The organism is Rhizobium sp. WYCCWR10014, assembly GCF_001657485.1.
Lineage (GTDB): Bacteria > Pseudomonadota > Alphaproteobacteria > Rhizobiales > Rhizobiaceae > Rhizobium.
Map to the genome: position 1 here is coordinate 33186 of NZ_LXFU01000042.1, position 15977 is coordinate 49162.

General features: G+C 60.8%; 14 protein-coding genes. 10 read left to right on the forward strand and 4 right to left on the reverse strand.

Features of this window, described 5'->3' with window-relative positions; genetic code table 11:
- Positions 1–82: 82 nt before the first annotated feature.
- The 4 genes from A6U98_RS23225 to A6U98_RS23240 all read right to left on the reverse strand — a co-directional run bounded on the left by A6U98_RS23225 (position 83) and on the right by A6U98_RS23240 (position 4659).
- On the reverse strand, positions 83–1282 hold the full coding sequence (locus A6U98_RS23225) for a mandelate racemase/muconate lactonizing enzyme family protein (RefSeq protein ID WP_064653148.1): 1200 nt from the start codon (positions 1280–1282) through the stop codon (positions 83–85).
- A gap of 17 nt (positions 1283–1299) precedes the next feature.
- Positions 1300–2661: a mandelate racemase/muconate lactonizing enzyme family protein gene (locus tag A6U98_RS23230; RefSeq protein WP_064653150.1), complete on the reverse strand. Its 1362-nt coding sequence runs from the start codon at positions 2659–2661 to the stop codon at positions 1300–1302.
- 66 nt (positions 2662–2727) lie between these two features.
- Complete coding sequence (locus tag A6U98_RS23235; RefSeq protein ID WP_064653152.1) at positions 2728–3894, reverse strand: mandelate racemase/muconate lactonizing enzyme family protein; 1167 nt, start codon at positions 3892–3894, stop codon at positions 2728–2730.
- Positions 3895–3948: 54 nt separating this feature from the next.
- Entirely contained in the window at positions 3949–4659 is a 711-nt protein-coding gene (locus A6U98_RS23240) for a GntR family transcriptional regulator (RefSeq protein ID WP_064653246.1), read from the reverse strand.
- Positions 4660–4864: 205 nt separating this feature from the next.
- Here A6U98_RS23240 and A6U98_RS23245 point away from each other — a divergent pair, with 205 nt between their 5' ends.
- The 10 genes from A6U98_RS23245 (at position 4865) to A6U98_RS23290 (ending at position 15975) form a co-directional block, all read left to right on the forward strand.
- The gene (locus tag A6U98_RS23245; RefSeq protein ID WP_064653154.1) at positions 4865–6343 is read left to right on the forward strand and encodes a sugar ABC transporter substrate-binding protein; all 1479 of its coding nucleotides are present in this window, start codon (positions 4865–4867) and stop codon (positions 6341–6343) included.
- A 73-nt stretch (positions 6344–6416) separates the two neighbouring features.
- Complete coding sequence (locus tag A6U98_RS23250) at positions 6417–7376, forward strand: sugar ABC transporter permease (RefSeq protein WP_064653156.1); 960 nt, start codon at positions 6417–6419, stop codon at positions 7374–7376.
- Entirely contained in the window at positions 7373–8263 is an 891-nt protein-coding gene (locus tag A6U98_RS23255) for a carbohydrate ABC transporter permease (RefSeq protein ID WP_064653158.1), read from the forward strand. The genes A6U98_RS23250 and A6U98_RS23255 overlap by 4 nt, the downstream gene beginning before the upstream one ends.
- Before the next feature lie 11 nt (positions 8264–8274).
- On the forward strand, positions 8275–9372 hold the full coding sequence (locus tag A6U98_RS23260) for an ABC transporter ATP-binding protein (protein WP_064653160.1): 1098 nt from the start codon (positions 8275–8277) through the stop codon (positions 9370–9372).
- Between the two features lie 33 nt (positions 9373–9405).
- Entirely contained in the window at positions 9406–10569 is a 1164-nt protein-coding gene (locus tag A6U98_RS23265) for a mandelate racemase/muconate lactonizing enzyme family protein (RefSeq protein ID WP_064653162.1), read from the forward strand.
- A 20-nt stretch (positions 10570–10589) separates the two neighbouring features.
- Entirely contained in the window at positions 10590–11333 is a 744-nt protein-coding gene (locus A6U98_RS23270; protein ID WP_064653163.1) for a ribonuclease activity regulator RraA, read from the forward strand.
- Between the two features lie 401 nt (positions 11334–11734).
- Entirely contained in the window at positions 11735–12745 is a 1011-nt protein-coding gene (locus A6U98_RS23275; RefSeq protein ID WP_064653165.1) for a LacI family DNA-binding transcriptional regulator, read from the forward strand.
- Positions 12746–12792: 47 nt separating this feature from the next.
- Positions 12793–14085 (forward strand): sugar ABC transporter substrate-binding protein, encoded by a 1293-nt coding sequence (locus tag A6U98_RS23280; RefSeq protein ID WP_064653167.1) that lies wholly within the window; start codon positions 12793–12795, stop codon positions 14083–14085.
- A gap of 71 nt (positions 14086–14156) precedes the next feature.
- Positions 14157–15089, forward strand: coding sequence for a sugar ABC transporter permease (locus tag A6U98_RS23285; protein WP_003550718.1), 933 nt, complete (start codon positions 14157–14159; stop codon positions 15087–15089).
- Complete coding sequence (locus A6U98_RS23290) at positions 15082–15975, forward strand: carbohydrate ABC transporter permease (RefSeq protein ID WP_064653169.1); 894 nt, start codon at positions 15082–15084, stop codon at positions 15973–15975. Before A6U98_RS23285 ends, A6U98_RS23290 begins: the two co-directional genes overlap by 8 nt.
- The last annotated feature ends 2 nt before the right edge of the window (positions 15976–15977 follow it).

Below are 15977 nucleotides of genomic sequence, written 5' to 3' on the forward strand. Positions count from 1 at the left end.
CGGGATACAATCTCGATACCTCGGCCTATAAGGTCGACGGGCGGCGATCCCGTCGCCACACGGTTGGCGTGAGGAGGGAGGTTTAGTCGAAGAAGCCCGCATCCTCTTCGCTGAGATATCTCCTGGCCGCTTCGGCGTCGATATCGAGGCCCAGACCCGGCGCTTCCAGTAGGTCCACCATGCTGTCCTTCACGATCTGCGGCGGCAAGCCGATTACCAGATCCTCCCACCAGGGGTCGGAGGCGCTCGGATATTCAAACGCGATGTAATTTGCAGGCAAGGTGGCGCAGACATTGATCAACGCGCCGAGCCCCAGCAGGCCGTTGGCGGTGCCGTGCGGTGCCATCAGGATCGAGTGCATGTAGGCGTGCTCGGCCACCCATTTCAGTTCGGCAATGCCGCCAATATCGGCTGGATCGGGGCCGATGACGCGTACCGCCTGCGTCTCGATCAGTTCCTTGAAATTGTGCCGCAGGTAGATCTGCTCACCAGTGTGGATCGGCGTCGAGGTGGAGATCGTCAGTTCCCGATAGGCCTGGGGATTGACCCACGGCACATAGTCGCCAGTCAGCATGTCCTCAAGCCACATCAGATTGTACTTCTCGACCGCGCGAGCGAACTTGATCGCATCGGGCAGCATCCAGCCCGGACCACAGTCGAGCGCCAGGCTGACTTTGTCGCCCAGCACTTCCTTCATCGCGATCACGCAGTCGAGCATGTGATTGAAACCGCGCTCGCTGATCACGCCCTGATCCATGGCACCGTGATAGCCGGCCTTCTTCTGCGTCACGCCGTAGTGGAAATCCTCGATGGTGTCCTTCATGTTGGAGTGAAACGAGATTCCCTGCTTGACCATGAAGAAGTTCTGCGGCTGCTCCATCATCCATTTGACGTCGGCGGCGTAATCTTCCGGCCGGTCGCCCGTGCGTTTCTGGCGGATCGAGCCGTTGTAGACCCGCACCTTGTCGCGCACCTTTCCGCCGAGCAGTTTATAGGCGGGCACTCCCGCCGCCTTGCCGGCAATATCCCACAGCGCATGCTCGATCGCGCTCACCGCCGCGCCGTAGGGCTTGAAAGAGCCGCGTTGGCGGATCTTCAGCATCACTCTCTCGACGTCGGTCGGGTCCTCGCCGATCAGCGCCTCGCGGAAATGCAGCACAAAGGGCTTGAGGTAGGACTTGGTGAACTCGACTTCGCCCAAGCCATAGAGGCCCTCGTCCGTGACGATGCGAACGATCGGGTGTTTGCCGATAACGGCGCAGCGCAGATCGGTGATTTTCATCTTCGTTCCTTTTCGCCTCAGCTCCAGGTGCGATCCCAGGAATATTCGTCGTCCCAGCGATCCGTGGGCTGCCAGATGCCGGTGACGCCCGGCTGCAGATGTTGCGAGATTACCTCGTCGACGACGTCGTCAATCCCCAGGCCCGGCTTGTCCGTAACGGTGATAAAGCCGTCCTTCACCAGCGGCTTGGGAAGGCCGGTGACGATATCGTCCCACCAGTCGACATCGGCGGAATGGTATTCGAGCGCCATGAAATTCTCGGTCGCCGTCGCCACGTGTGCGGCGGCCATTGCGGCGATTGGGCTTTCTGCCATGTGGATAGCCATGGCGACACCATGGTCCTGCGCCATGTCGCCGATCTTCTTGGTCTCGAGGATGCCCCCACTGGTGAGCAGGTCCGGGTGGATGACGGATATACCGCCGCTCTTGAGCAGAGGCTCGAAGCCCTCCTTGAGGTAGATGTCCTCGCCAGTGCAGATCGGCACAGTGGTTGAGTCCTGCAGTTGTCGGTACTGCTCGGTATACTGCCATGGGATCACATCCTCGAGCCAGGCTGGCACGTATTTTTCAATTCGCCTGGCAAGACGAATGCCGTTCTGCACCGAGATGTGGCCGATGTGGTCGATGGCAAGCGGAATATCCATGCCGATGACCTCACGAACCTCGGCAATGTATTGCTCAAGGAAGTCGAGGCCCTTGTCGGAAAAGTGGAGGCCGGTAAACGGGTGCGGGACGTTATGCAAGTCATAGGTCGCGTTGCGCACGCGCCGCTCTTCGATTGTCTTCAGCGGGCCGCGGCCAGGGTGGTTGCGGTACCCTTCAAGTGAGCCGGCAGGAGACACGACCGCACCGGGCACATCCGCGATCTGCATCAGCCCCAGATCCATCTTGAGGAAGGTGAAGCCGAGCTCCATGCGCTGCTTGAGGCGCCTGCCGGTCTCGGTGCCGCTGGGCACGGTGGCATCGGTGTCGCAATAGACGCGCACTTTGTCGCGAAACCGGCCCCCGAGCATCTGGTAGATGGGGACGCCATAGGCTTTGCCTGCGAGATCCCACAACGCGATTTCGACCGCCGATACGCCACCGCCTTGGCGGCCGTGCCCGCCGAATTGCTTGATCCGGCGAAACAGGCGGTCGATGTCGCAAGGGTTCTCGCCAAGCAACCGGCTCTTCAGCATCAGCGCATAGGTGGCGCTGGCACCGTCGCGCACCTCGCCAAGCCCGACGATGCCCTGGTTCGTGTAAATCTTAAGCAGCACGGAGGTGAACGGCGCGCCGACAATTTCCGCTACCCGCATGTCGGTAATGCGAAGGTCGGACGGCTTGGAATAGGTGTTCACCCGATTGAGCGCCTCGTCGGCTTCAACTGCCTCTGGCATGATCTATCCTCGTTCTGTCAGCGGGGTTCGTGCGCGCACGGCTGCGGCGGCATAGAGACTTGCTAATCAATCCAGCTCTATCTCGTGGTTTTGAAGGTAGTCGCGGTTCATTTCGATGCCGAGACCAGGCTTGGGCGTGAGCTTGAGGCTGCCGTTCGAAACATCGAGTGGTCTGTCGATGAGGTGATCGTATTTGCCGAGGTTCCATTCCGACGTTTCGAGTTTGTAGAAGTTGGGAACCGTCATCATCACCTGCGCTCCCGCAACCACGTTGATTGGTCCTGCGGCGTCATGCGGCGAGACCGGGATGTAGTAGGCTTCGCATAGGGCGGAAATCTTCTTGAGTTCGGTGATGCCGCCGGTCCAGGTGACATCGGGCATGATGTAATCGGCGAGCTTGTTTTCGAGCACCGGCACGAAATCCCACTTCGTGTGGCCGCGCTCGCCCCACGAGATAGCCGCGCTGACCTTCTCACGGACCTGCTTGAGGGCGTTGAGGCTCTCGGGTGGACAGGGCTCCTCGAACCAGTCGATCTGACCAGCCTCCTCGAGGCTCCGGCAGAGGCGAATGGCGGTGGGGACGTCGAACCGGCCATGTGCATCGATGAGAATGTCGACATCAGAGCCCGCCGTTTCACGGATCAGAGCCGTGAGTTCGGCGGCTTCGCGCTCATCCTTGCGGGTCATGCTGCCGTCGAGGTAGCCGTCCCGCTGTTCGCGCGGCTGTCCATCGCCGATCCGGCCCTGGTATGGGAAAGGATCGAACTTGAGCGCGGTGTGGCCGGACTCGACGATGTCTCGAATTTCCCGGACCACAGCTTCCTTGCTGGTGAACTTGGCCTGGTTGGGATGGGTGTAAAGCGCGATCTCATCGCGTACCGGTCCACCCAACAGCTCGTAAATTGGCTTGCCCAAGACTTTGCCTCGGATGTCCCAGAGGGCTATGTCGATGGCGCTTACACATTCGACTGCGGCGCCGCGGCTGCCCATGTAGGTGAAGCTGCGGAATATCTTGTGCCACAGATACTCGATACGCGCCGGGTCCTCGCCCGTCAAAGCGGCGCCGATCTGCCGCAGGATCGTGCAGAGGGCGCGATTGGCGAGCCTCGTCGTGGTGGTAATCTCCCCCCAGCCGCTCACCCCCTCGTCGGTCGTCACTTCGACGAACAGAAACTCTCCCCAATAAGAAGCCTCGGATCTGATGAGCCACGGTCGAACGCTGGTGATTTTCATCTCAACTGCCTATGTTGAAGTGGTCGGGATAAGGACATTCCAGGGCCGTGTGTTCTATCCTGCTCGAGCGGCGTTACGCGCCCGCATGTGTTCGAGGATGTGCCGGCCGGAGCCCTCGACATGGCGCGCAATGAGTTCGGCTGCCTCGCTCGCATTTCCCGCTTTTACATGCGCGATGAGCTCGCGATGCTCGCTAAGGACCGCGGCACGCCGGGCGAGCGTGAAGTTGAAACGCCGGCTGACGGCTCGAAGCACTTCGCGATGCTTCCACCAGAGTTCTGCCGCATGGCGGTTGTAGTGCTTTTGGTACATGACGGTGTGAAAGGCGGTGTCCAGCTCGCTGTGCCTGAACGTGTCGTCGAAGTTGTTCTCTTCAATCAGGCCCTGGATGCGTTCGAGCTCAGCAATGTCCTCGACGGTGGCCATATTCACGAACCATCGCGTCAGGGCCGGCTCGATCAAGACTCCGATCTCGTAAATGTCTCGAACAAAATCCTGGTCTATGGGCCGCACGCGGGCTCCGCGGTTGGGAATGAGGGTAACAAAACCCTCGCCGCGCAACAGTTGCAGAGCCTCGCGCACGGGGTTGGTTGAGGTGCCGTGGCGCCGGGCGAGATCGGTGACCACAAGCCGCTCGTTGGCAGCGAGCCGCCCTTCGATGATGTCTTCCCTGATCAGTTGATAAAGCGAGGCGCCCTCGCTGGAGGCCCCGATAGGGTCGATCCCTTCGGGAGGCTTTGCTTTGAAATCGCTTGTTTCGGCCAAGACGGTCCCCAATCAATACACATATTGGTCCGATATCACGCAAGACTTCACGAAACAATGTACGATTTCTTCAATTGACAGGCAATCTACAATCTGAAAACGTATGATCTGGTCGAAGGGATACATTGGGTGGAAAGTCCCGCGGCCGGGAGCAAAGACCGCTTGCCTCGACGCAGAGCGGCTTGGGAGAACCTGGAGGATGCCTATGACGAGGATTTCACTCGGCGGTGCCGCCGTGCGCGCAACTGTATCCACTGCTTTGATGCTATCGTTGATGTCGGCGTCTGCGCTTTCTGCGCCGGTCGACTTGAGCAAGTGGTCGCCGGAATATGTGCGCTCCATTGCCGGCACACAGGACTTTGACACGGCGGGCGATTGCGCCAAGGTCACCCCCCTCGACTACAAGGGGCGGCTGACCTTCTGGTATCAGGGCGTGTTCGAGGGCGACCCCGACCTCCTGCGCCAGTATTACAAGGAGTTCTTCGAGACCTTCCGCAAGACCTATCCAAACATCCAGCTCGAGGAACAAGCCCTCACCTATAACGACCTGCTGGACAAGTTCCGCACCGCGCTCCTTGGCAATGCAGCGCCCATGGCGGTGCGTCTGCAAATCCTGGGCGGCACCGAGTTCGCCTCGAAGGGCTATCTGGAACCCCTCAAACCCGAAGACATAGGGTATTCGACCGACGACTTCTGGCCCGGTGCAATGAAGGCGGTAACCTGGGAGGGGGTAACCTACGGCATCCCGACCAACAACGAGACGATGGCATTCATCTGGAACGCCGACGTCTTCAAGCGTGCAGGCCTCGATCCTGAAAAGGCTCCGGCAACCTGGGACGACGTCGTCAAATATTCCAAGCAGATCCACGACAAGCTCGGCATTGCCGGTTACGGCCTCGTGGCGCGCAAGAACGCCGGCAATACGCCGTATCGCTTCATGCCGCAGCTGTGGGCCTATGGCGGCGGCGTCTTCGACGAAGCTACCGCCAACCCGACCTACAAGCAGGTCCAGCTCGATAGCCCGCAGAGCAAAGCGGCACTGCAAGCCTCCTACGATATGTATGTTCGCGACAAGTCGGTTCCGGTTTCGGCGCTCACCAACCAGCAGGCGGATAACCAGCCCCTCTTCCTCGCTGGCCAGCTCGGCATGATGGTCTCGCACCCGTCCGACTACAACGTCATGCTCGACCTGCAGAAAAAGACGACGGGCAGCGACAAGGACAAAGCGCAGACCGTCATCGACAATATGCGCTACGGCCTCATTCCGACTGGCCCCGACGGCAAGCGTGCGGTCGTGTTTGGCGGCTCGAACATTCACATCCTGAAGCCCGAATATGTCGAGGGCGGCAAGGTCGACGAGCCGGCTGCAAAGGCTATCAGCTGCATGTGGGCGAGCCCCGAATGGTCGCTGAAAATGGCCTATGCCGGCTCAAACCCGGGGAACCTCAACGGCTTCAAGACCAAATGGATGAAGGAACGCCTGGACAGTATCAAGTTCCTTGATGTCACGACTTCCATGCTGCCATACGGCATCCCGTTCCCGGCGCTGCCACAGTCCCCCGAGATCATGAACATCATCGTCCCGGACATGCTGCAGAATGCCCTCACCGGTGCCATGACCGTCGACCAGGCAGCCGACGACGCAGCCAAGAAGGTCAAAGACCTGACGGACGGCGGTCTCTAGTCCGCGCCTGCCGATCTGACCGGCTGCACCTCGATTGCAGCCGGTTTCTTCCGAAGAATAGGGGCAGGGCACAGTGACCATCTTGACTGGCAAGGCCGAGGCGCGCCGAAAACTGCAACCCGACGGGTCCGGCGTGCTGCGAAAGATTTGGGAGCATCGCGCTGACTATGCGTACGTGCTTCCCGCGATCGCCGTGATGCTCATCGTCATAGCCTATCCGATCTACTACACGATCGAGCTGTCGTTCTTCAACACACCGCCTGGCCTGCAGCTCCGGGACAAGATTTTTATCGGCTTCGACAACTACACCGCCATCCTCACAAGTCCGGTGTTCTGGACAGTCACCTCGAACACTCTGATCTGGACATTTGGATCCACTTTGATCTCATTTGTCCTGGGGTTTGCCTGCGCCCTGGCGCTTCATCGCGACTTTGTCGGCCGCGGTATCCTGCGGGCCATCCTGATCATTCCCTGGGTCATCAGCGCGGTCGCCGCGTCCTATATCTGGAAGTGGATCTACCATTCGGACTTTGGGATCATTGGGGCGGTGCTGGTCGGCCTCGGATTGGCCGACAGGCCTCCGAATTTCATCGACAGCGTCAGCACGGTGCTGCCCTCCCTGATCGTCGTCAATATCTGGCGGGAGTTTCCCTTTGCCATGATCATGATGATGGCTGGCCTGCAGACGGTTCCCGATCAGTTGCTGCGCGCCGCAAAAGTCGACGGAGCCAATGCATGGCAGCGGTTCTGGCACGTCACCTTCCCGCACTTGAGAAACGTCTCGACGGTGACGATCCTTCTGCTGGCCGTGGCCAACTTCAATTCATTCATCATCCCCTGGATCATGACCGGCGGCGGGCCGTCGAACGCATCGCATATCTGGATCACTCACATTTATGAACTCGCCTTCGGCCGCCAGCGCTGGGGGGTGGCATCGGCCTATTCGGTGCTGCTGTTCCTGATCCTGATGTCGTTCGGCTACTTTTACGTCCGTGCTCTGAGCGGCAACGAGCGGAAGGATGGGAGCGCATGAGCACGATTGTCGAGACTGCTCTTCGCGGCAAGGCCCGTCGCCGTATCCGCATCGACGGATGGCGGTGGGGCGGACGCATATTCCTCGTGTTCATGATGCTTTACACCGCCTTGCCGATGATCTGGATGCTGATCACCTCGATCAAGTCCGGCTTCGCGGCCATGCAATTCCCGCCGCAATGGTGGCCCGACCAACCCACGCTTGCCAGCTACCAGAAGCTGCTCGATCCGCAAAACAGCGTCGGCCAGGACTTCCTCCGCTTCTTCTGGAACAGCCTTTTTGTCTCCACCGCCACGACCATCCTTTCGGTCATCGTGGCAGTACCTGCGGCCTACGCGTTTTCGCGCTTCACTTTCCCGGGCCGAAACTTCCTGTTCTTCGCCGTCTTGCTTCGCAACATGTTTCCGGCCGTGATCTTTCTCGTGCCGCTCTTCATCCTGATGCGCGCGATCGGGCTGGTGAACACGCATTCGTCGCTCATCCTCACCTACCTCACGTTCGGCCTGCCGCTGGCGATCTGGCTCCTCAAGGGCTTCTACGACAACATCCCGGTGCAGCTCGAGCAGGCGGCGCGTATCGACGGCGCGACGCGCTTCCAGGCCTTTGTCCTGATCGTGATGCCGCTCTCGACGCCAGGAATCATCGCCACGGCGATCTACTCCTTTATCGGCGCGTGGAACGAATACATCTACGCCTACACCTTCCTCTCCAAGAACGAGCAGTTGACACTGCCGGTCGGCATCCAGCGCTTCTTCTCGGAAAATACGACGGACTTTCCGGGCCTGATGGCGGCCAGCTTCATGATGAGCGTGCCCGTCGTGGTCCTGTTCCTCGTCCTGCAACGATACTTCGTACGCGCCCTCACGGAAGGCGCAGTCAAGCACTAAAGGAGTTGCCGGTGGCCCACGTGGTCCTTAACGATCTGGTCAAGACCTATGGCAGCTTCAAAGCTGTCAACAACGTTTCGCTGACGGTCAACGACGGCGAATTCGTCGCGCTCGTCGGCCCTTCAGGCTGCGGCAAGACGACCACGCTCAATCTTGTGGCGGGGCTCATCCCCATCACATCCGGCGACATCGTCATCGGCGACCGGGTGGTCAACGACCTGGACCCCAAGGACCGGGACATCGCAATGGTGTTCCAGAACTACGCGCTCTATCCGCAGAAATCGGTCTACAAAAACCTGGCGTTCCCGCTGCAGATGCGCAAACTGCCAAGGGACGAGATCGACAGGAAGGTCAAGGAAGCAGCGCGCGTGCTCGACATGACGCAGCTGCTCGAGCGCAAGCCGCGCGAACTTTCGGGCGGGCAACAGCAGCGCGTGGCGCTCGGCCGTGCGCTCGTTCGCGATCCGGCGGTATTTCTGATGGATGAACCACTCTCCAACCTCGACGCAAAGCTGCGCGTGCAGATGCGCTCGGAAATCAAGCGTTTCCACCAGGACCTCAAGGCGACGATCATCTACGTGACGCATGATCAGCTCGAAGCCGTGACCATGGCCGACAGGATGGCGGTGATGAACGGTGGCTACCTGCAGCAATACGATTCACCGGCGCAGGTCTTTGCCCATCCGGTGAACATGTTCGTCGCCAGCTTCATCGGCAGCCCGGCGATGAGCCTTGTTCCGCTGGAGGCATCGACGGCAAGTGGCAACACTGTGTTGACCAGCGCCGAGGGCTGGCACTTCGAGCTCTCGCCATACAACGCCCAGAAGGTCGCGAGGGCAACAACCAAGAAAGTCGTGCTCGGCGCACGTCACTCGGCGATCAAGCTGCACAAGAGTGCGGTGCCAGGAAGCATCCCTGCCAAGGCCTATACGGTGGAGCCGACCGGAGACGTCACCTTCGTACAGGCGTTCCTGTCTGGCGCCATCGTCAACGTCAGCGTGCCGCCGACCATTGCCGTTGCGCCCGACGAGCAGATTTGGCTCGAGTTCGACCAGGAGCGGATGCATCTCTTCGACGGCGAAACAGAAATGGCCCTCAAGGCCGACTGAGACCAGGCGGATGCGTGTGAAACGAGGGCGTGGATGACTACGAAGCTTAAAATCACGGCGATCAAGCCCTATCCAGTATGGGTAGGAACGCGCAACCAGATGCTGGTCAAGGTCGAGACTGACAACGGCATCTTCGGCTGGGGCGAGAGCGGCTTGAGCGGTCGCGAGAAGGCCGTGGCCGGCGCGATCGAGCACTATCGCGAGTTTCTCATCGGCCGCGACGCGATGCAGATTGGTCGGATCTGGCAAGAAGTCTATCGTAGCCAATATTTCGAAGGCGGGCGCGTTCTGCAGGCGGCGATTTCCGCGATCGACATTGCCCTTCACGACATCAAGGGCAAGGCGCTGGGGGTGCCGGCCTACGATCTGCTGGGCGGCAAGCAGCGCGACCGCATTCCCACCTTCGCCTCGACCGGTGACGAGGCCGAGGGCGATGTTGCCATCGAACGGGCCCGCGAACTACGCGCACAGGGGTGGCAGGCGATCCGCTTCTTTCCGATCGGGCAAAACAACAAGGACTTCTTCGAGCCGCGCGAATCGATCGGCGCTACAGCAAGCATGCTAAACAAGGCGCGCGAGGCGCTCGGCGACGACGTCGTCCTCGGCATCGACTATCATCATCGGCTGTCGGTGGCAGAGGCGGCGAGCTTCTGTAACAAGCTCGGCCGCGGCGTGCTCGATTTCCTCGAGGAGCCAATACGAGACGAGACACCGGAAGCCTACGAATCCCTGCGCACGATGACCGACATCCCGTTCGCCATCGGCGAGGAATTTGCAAGCAAGTGGCAGTTCCTGCCCTACATCGAGCGCGGCATCCATCAGTTCAACCGGCTCGATGTTTGCAATGTCGGCGGGCTCACCGAAGCGATGAAGGTGGCTGGTTGGAGCGAGGCGCATTATGTGGACCTGATGCCGCACAATCCCCTCGGACCAGTCTGCACGGCCGCGACCATCCATCTCGCCGCCGCGGTGGCGAATTTCGCCTGGCTCGAGACCAGGGCGCCCGAAACAAAACTGGGCTTCGACAATTCCGACTTCTTCCCCGTACAACCACGGCTCGACGGCCCCGACTATCCGGTCAGCGATCTGCCGGGGCTGGGTGTCGAGGTCAACGAAGAGGCGGTCAAGGCGGAGAGCTTTCGGTTCTGGGAAGCACCTCACCTGAAGCGCCGCGACGGTTCTGTTACGAACTGGTAGTTCATCCATCGGAGTCTAAAATGACACGTACGCCCGACATTACGCGACCGCCCAAAGATATGATCGACGCACTGAAGGAAATCGGCGCGGCGACGGTTGCCGGCACGCTTGGCCACATGGGCTTCCGCAATCCGCACATGGTCGGTCCCGTACCGCAGAACCGCGGGAAGTCGATCGTCGGGCCGGCGCTGACGCTCCAGTTCATGCCGCAGCGGCCGGACCTGTTCACCGAGGGAGAATATGCCGATCCGGAGACGCAGTTGCACCGCCACGTGCTCTATCATGCGCAGGAGGGCGATGTGGTCGTGGTCGACGCGCGCGGCGACATGAGCTCGGGCGTCTTTGGCGATATGATGTCGACCTATTTCAAAGGCAGAGGCGGCGCTGGCATCGTAATCGACGGGTGCATGCGTGACCGGCCCAATGTCGAGAAGCTGGATCTCCCCCTATGGCTACGAGGCTGGACTCCCAACTACCATGTGCAGACCAGCATCTATCCGAATGCGGTCAACGTTCCGATTGCCTGCGGCGGTGTCACGGTCATCCCCGGCGACATCATCGTCGCCGACGATGATGGGGTGGTGGTGCTTCCAGTCGCAATGGCCTCGAAGGTGATCGACGAATCGCAAAAGCATCACGATTGGGAAGAGTTCTCGCGGATGAAGCTTATGGAGGGCGGGTCGTTGCAGCGCTACTATCCGCTGCATGACGATGCCCGTGGCGAGTACGAAGTGTGGCGCAAAACAAACCGCTTGGAGAACTGAAGTTAGCCTACCGATTACCCGAAGCGGGCGGCGACCTGCCGCATCGACTTGCGCACCGCGTCGAGGGCTTGGCTGACGTTATCCATCAGATGCCAGCGGTTGGCAACCTGGTCGGCGTGTGGGCGGGGCTTTTATGGCGGCCTGGGCTTATCCACCACCGGGGTCTCTTGCGACGATCTCGATCTCGATCTCGATCTCGATCTGGGGCCAGGCACTGGCGATCGCAGGTTCCCTGTCGGCCAACAATGCGACCGTGTTTCTGCATTCAAGATCGCAAGTGATCGTGCCGTATCGGTGCGCCGATTGACAGACAGGTGTTCGCAACGGTGTGCTGTGCGCGTCAAAGCCTCTTGACAAAAAGCGTCCGTTGCGACTATTGGGTAATCGATCACCCAAGGAGGATGGTGCGGATCGTGGCAGTATCGCTTTCTGACATCGCGGAACGTGCGGGCGTCTCGGTGAAGACGGTTTCCGGCGCATTGCACGGCGGCTCCGCCCGCATGTCGGACGATACGCGCCAGAAGATCAAGGCCATTGCGGAAGAACTCGGCTACGTGACCAACTTTGCGGCGCGTGGCGTGCGGCAGGGCTGGCTGCCGCTGGTCGGCGTCATCTCCGACGGCCTCATCACTTCCCCTTTCGCCACCGAGATCGTGCGTGGCCTCGACGGGGCGGCCCGCAGCGCCGGCATGGCGGTCTTTGCGGTCAACCACAGAAGCGGCCAGTCTATCGGCTCGGTGCTCGACGAGGTGCAGCAGTTCCGGCCACGCGCCGTTGCTTATGCCGCCATGTACCACAAGGATGTCGCCCTGCCGGACAGGTTGACGGGCGCCGTCGGCGTCATGATCAACTGCCGCGAGGCTGCCGGCCGCGTCACCGCGCTGGTGCCGGACGAAGAGGGCGGCGCGCGGGAGATCGTGCGCTATCTCATCGTCGCCGGCCGCCGGCGCATCGCCTTCATCAACCTGCCGGGCATTCTCGCCGGCACGCTACGCGAGCTGGGGTTTCGTGCGGCGCTTGAGGAGGCGGGCATCGACCCGGTCGGCGTGTTGCCGGCGGTGCGCCGCAGCGTCTACAGCGACCGCGCGCCAAGCCTTGTTGCCTCTCATGTGGAGGCGCTTCTGAACTCCGGTCGACGACCTGACGCCATCCTGTGCGGCAACGACCGCGTGGCGATGGAAGTCTATGCGGCGCTTGCCCGCGCCGGCCTTCGCATTCCGGATGATATCGCGGTGGCAAGCTTCGACAACCAGGTCGAGCTTGCCTCGCGGCTGGATCCGCCATTGACGACGATGGCCCTGCCGCACCGCGCCATGGGCCGCCTTGCCATGGAGATCCTCCTGGCCGAGCAGCCCGAACCGCCGCATCTGCATAAACTGCCGTTCCATCTGGTCGAACGGGCATCCGTCTGAACATCGAATAGTGCCAAACAGGAGGAGAATACGAAATGAGGATTTTAATGGGTAATCGTTTACTTTCCGCACTTCTAGCGTCCGCCGCGCTGGTCGCGACCGCCGGTTTTGCCGAGGCGAAGACCGTCATCCACGTCATGCACCAGGGCGATCCCGGCTGGGTGAAGGCCTATGGCGACGTTGCCACCCGCTTCGAGGCCGCCAATCCCGATGTCGATATCGAGATGATCTACGCGCCGCACGATGCCTATAACGAAAAGTTCAGCGCCGCCGTCATGGCCAAGCAGCTGCCCGATATCATGGAACTCGATGCTCCGTTCCTCGCCAATTACGTCTGGTCCGGCTATCTGCAGCCCGTCAAGCCGCTCATTGACAAGGACCTGCTCGATGACATGACGGATTCGAATATCGCCCAGGGCACCTATCCGATCGACAAGGACCTCTACGCGATCGGCCTCACCGACTCCTCGGTCGTGCTCTACGGCAACAAGAAATATCTTGAAGCCATTGGCGCCCGCATTCCGAAATCGGTCGATGATGCCTGGACCCGCGAGGAATTCGAAGGTTATCTCGAAAAGCTTTCCAAGCTCGAAGGCGTGAAGTGGCCGATCGATACCTTCCGAGGTTATGGCATCAAGACCGAGTGGATCACCTATGCCTACGGCCCCCTGCTCGAAAGCGCCGGCTGCGACCTGATCGACCGCAAGACTTGGAAGGCCAGCGGCACGCTCGATGGCGAGGCCTGCGTCAAGGCGCTGGCGATGATGCAGGACTGGGTGAAGAAGGGCTGGGTCGTACCGACTTCGTCGGGCACCAACCAGTTCTACGCCGAGGGACAGCCGGCCGCACTCGCCATGGGCGGCCACTGGTTCTACGCGGAGGCATCGGCAGCGATGAAGGACAATATCGTCGTCATGCCGCTGCCGAAGATCGGCGACAAGGGCGTGAGCCCGAACGGAACCTGGATCTGGGGCATTTCCGCGACATCGGAAAACCCTGAGATCGCCGGCAAGTTCCTGAGCTTCCTGCTGAAGGATAAGGAGTACCGGGAGTACGCCAAGACCCAGTCCGCCTATCCGGGCCTGAAGAGCTTCGCCGCCGAATCCCCGCTCTATGCGCAAGGCGGTCCGCTCGCCGTTGCATTTGAGCAGGCTTCCAAGACCGCGATCGCCCGTCCGCCGCACCCGGCCTATCCGACGATCACCTCGGCCTTCATGCAGGCCGTCGACAAGATCTTCAACGGTGGTGACGCGCAGGAAGCGCTGACGGCCGCTGCCAAGAAGATCGACGAGGATATCGAGGACAACGCCGGCTACCCGCCTTTCGACGAGCAGAAGTAAGGGGTTTTGACGGGGCCGGCTCCGGCCGGCCCTGGACTATCTCGAGAGGGATGACCGATGAGGAGGAAACAATGACTTTGCAACAGACCTCCACGCCCGCTTTGCGGCGTCCGGCCAAACGCCGCGACAACAAGCGGCTCTGGCAGGAAATGGCGATGATCGCGCCTGCCTTTCTGCTTATGGCGATATTCCTGATCACGCCGTTCCTCTTGTCCTTCTGGACGGCGATGACCAACCAGCCGCTCGTGCCGCGCCCGACGCCGGTGCGCTTCGTCGGCCTCCTGAATTTCGAGCGCGTCTTCACCGATCCGCTGTTCTGGACCTCGCTCTGGAACGTCACGCGCTTCACCGTCTGGGTGCTGCCGCTGCAGTGCGGCCTCGCCTTCCTGACCGCGCTGCTCTTGCATCAGAAGCTGCCGATGCAGAACCTGCTGCGCGGCCTGTTCTTCCTGCCGGCGATCACCTCCATGGTGGTGGTCTGCGTCATCTGGGGCACGCTGTTCCAGTATCCGAGCGGCCCGCTCAACCAGATCGTCGGTTTCCTTTCCGGCGGCACGATTCAGCCGATCGACTGGCTCGGCGACCCCAACTGGGCGATGTTCTCCATCGTGTTGCTTTCAGCCTGGCAGGCCTATGGCTTTCAGATGATCATCTATCTCGCCGGCCTGCAGGGCATTCCCGAAGAACTATACGATGCCGCCCGCATCGACGGGGCAAGCGCGCTGCGCCGCTTCTGGCACGTCACCATGCCCGGCCTTCGCCCGACCCATGTCTTCGTGCTGGTCATCACCACGATCCAGGCCTTCAAGCTCTATACGCAGGTGGCGATCCTCACCCAGGGCGGCCCGAACGAAAGCACCGAAACCGTTGTCCACTACATGGTGCGCGCCGGCTTCGAGGAGCAGAAACTCGGCTACGCATCGGCCGTGTCCGTCATCCTCTTCGTCATCGTTCTTCTGATCGCGCTCCTGCAACGCAAACTCCTGAGGCGCTTCGATGTCTGATCTCGCTTTGACCCAGCCCGTCTCGCTGGCAATCGCAAGGGGCAACGGCAAGAGAAGCCTGCGTATCGTGCAGAGCCTCTGCATCCTGGTCATCGCGCTGGTGATGATCTCGCCGTTGTTCATGCTGCTGATCGCCAGCCTGAAGGACGACCGCTTCCGCATCCTCGCCGACATGGGCAGCTTCCGCGCCTTCTGGGTCAGCGACCCGACGCTGTCGAACTACAAGGAGATCGCCCATTTCTCCGGCGAGCTGGCCTATGGCCGATATCTCTTCAATTCGCTGGTGATCCTCGTCGCCACAGTCGTCTCGGGACTGGTCGTCAATTCCATGGCGGGCTTCGTTCTCGCCTGGGGCTCGCTGCGCGGCAAGGCGGCGCTCTTGGCGCTGGTCGTCGCCCTCTATGTCATCCCGCAGGAAAGCATCATCATGCCGCTCGTCGTCATGATGTCGCGGGCGGGGCTGACGGATACCTTCTCGGTGCAGATCCTGCCCTGGGTGGCAAGCCCGCTCTATGTTTTTCTCTTCTACCAGTTCTTCGCGCAGCTGCCGAAGGAACTCTATGAAGCGGCGGAAATGGATGGCGCATCGGTCTTCCGCATCTACCGGTCAATCTACATGCCGCTCAGCCTGCCGGCGCTCGCCACGGTCTCGATCCTCATGGGCATCGAAAGCTGGAACCAGTATCTCTGGCCGACGCTGGTCACCCAGACCGACTATGCGCGGCCGATTGCGGTGGCCATCGCCACCTTCTTCGGACAGGACAGCATCTATTGGGACCGCGCCATGGCCGCCTCGGTGCTGATGATGATCCCGGTCCTCATTCTCTATCTGGCTTTCCAGCGCTGGTTCGTCAGTTCATTCGTCGGCTCCGCCGTGAAAGGTTGATC

Excerpts from the sequence above, each read along its gene's own strand:
- A6U98_RS23280 (WP_064653167.1), top strand. The coding sequence starts at position 12,793 with ATGGGTAATCGTTTACTTTCCGCACTTCTAGCGTCCGCCGCGCTGGTC.
- A6U98_RS23255 (WP_064653158.1), top strand. The coding sequence starts at position 7,373 with ATGAGCACGATTGTCGAGACTGCTCTTCGCGGCAAGGCCCGTCGCCGT.
- A6U98_RS23225 (WP_064653148.1), bottom strand. The coding sequence starts at position 1,282 with ATGAAAATCACCGATCTGCGCTGCGCCGTTATCGGCAAACACCCGATC.
- A6U98_RS23270 (WP_064653163.1), top strand. The coding sequence starts at position 10,590 with ATGACACGTACGCCCGACATTACGCGACCGCCCAAAGATATGATCGAC.
- A6U98_RS23290 (WP_064653169.1), top strand. The coding sequence starts at position 15,082 with ATGTCTGATCTCGCTTTGACCCAGCCCGTCTCGCTGGCAATCGCAAGG.
- A6U98_RS23230 (WP_064653150.1), bottom strand. The coding sequence starts at position 2,661 with ATGCCAGAGGCAGTTGAAGCCGACGAGGCGCTCAATCGGGTGAACACC.
- A6U98_RS23235 (WP_064653152.1), bottom strand. The coding sequence starts at position 3,894 with ATGAAAATCACCAGCGTTCGACCGTGGCTCATCAGATCCGAGGCTTCT.
- A6U98_RS23275 (WP_064653165.1), top strand. The coding sequence starts at position 11,735 with ATGGTGCGGATCGTGGCAGTATCGCTTTCTGACATCGCGGAACGTGCG.
- A6U98_RS23265 (WP_064653162.1), top strand. The coding sequence starts at position 9,406 with ATGACTACGAAGCTTAAAATCACGGCGATCAAGCCCTATCCAGTATGG.
- A6U98_RS23285 (WP_003550718.1), top strand. The coding sequence starts at position 14,157 with ATGACTTTGCAACAGACCTCCACGCCCGCTTTGCGGCGTCCGGCCAAA.
- A6U98_RS23245 (WP_064653154.1), top strand. The coding sequence starts at position 4,865 with ATGACGAGGATTTCACTCGGCGGTGCCGCCGTGCGCGCAACTGTATCC.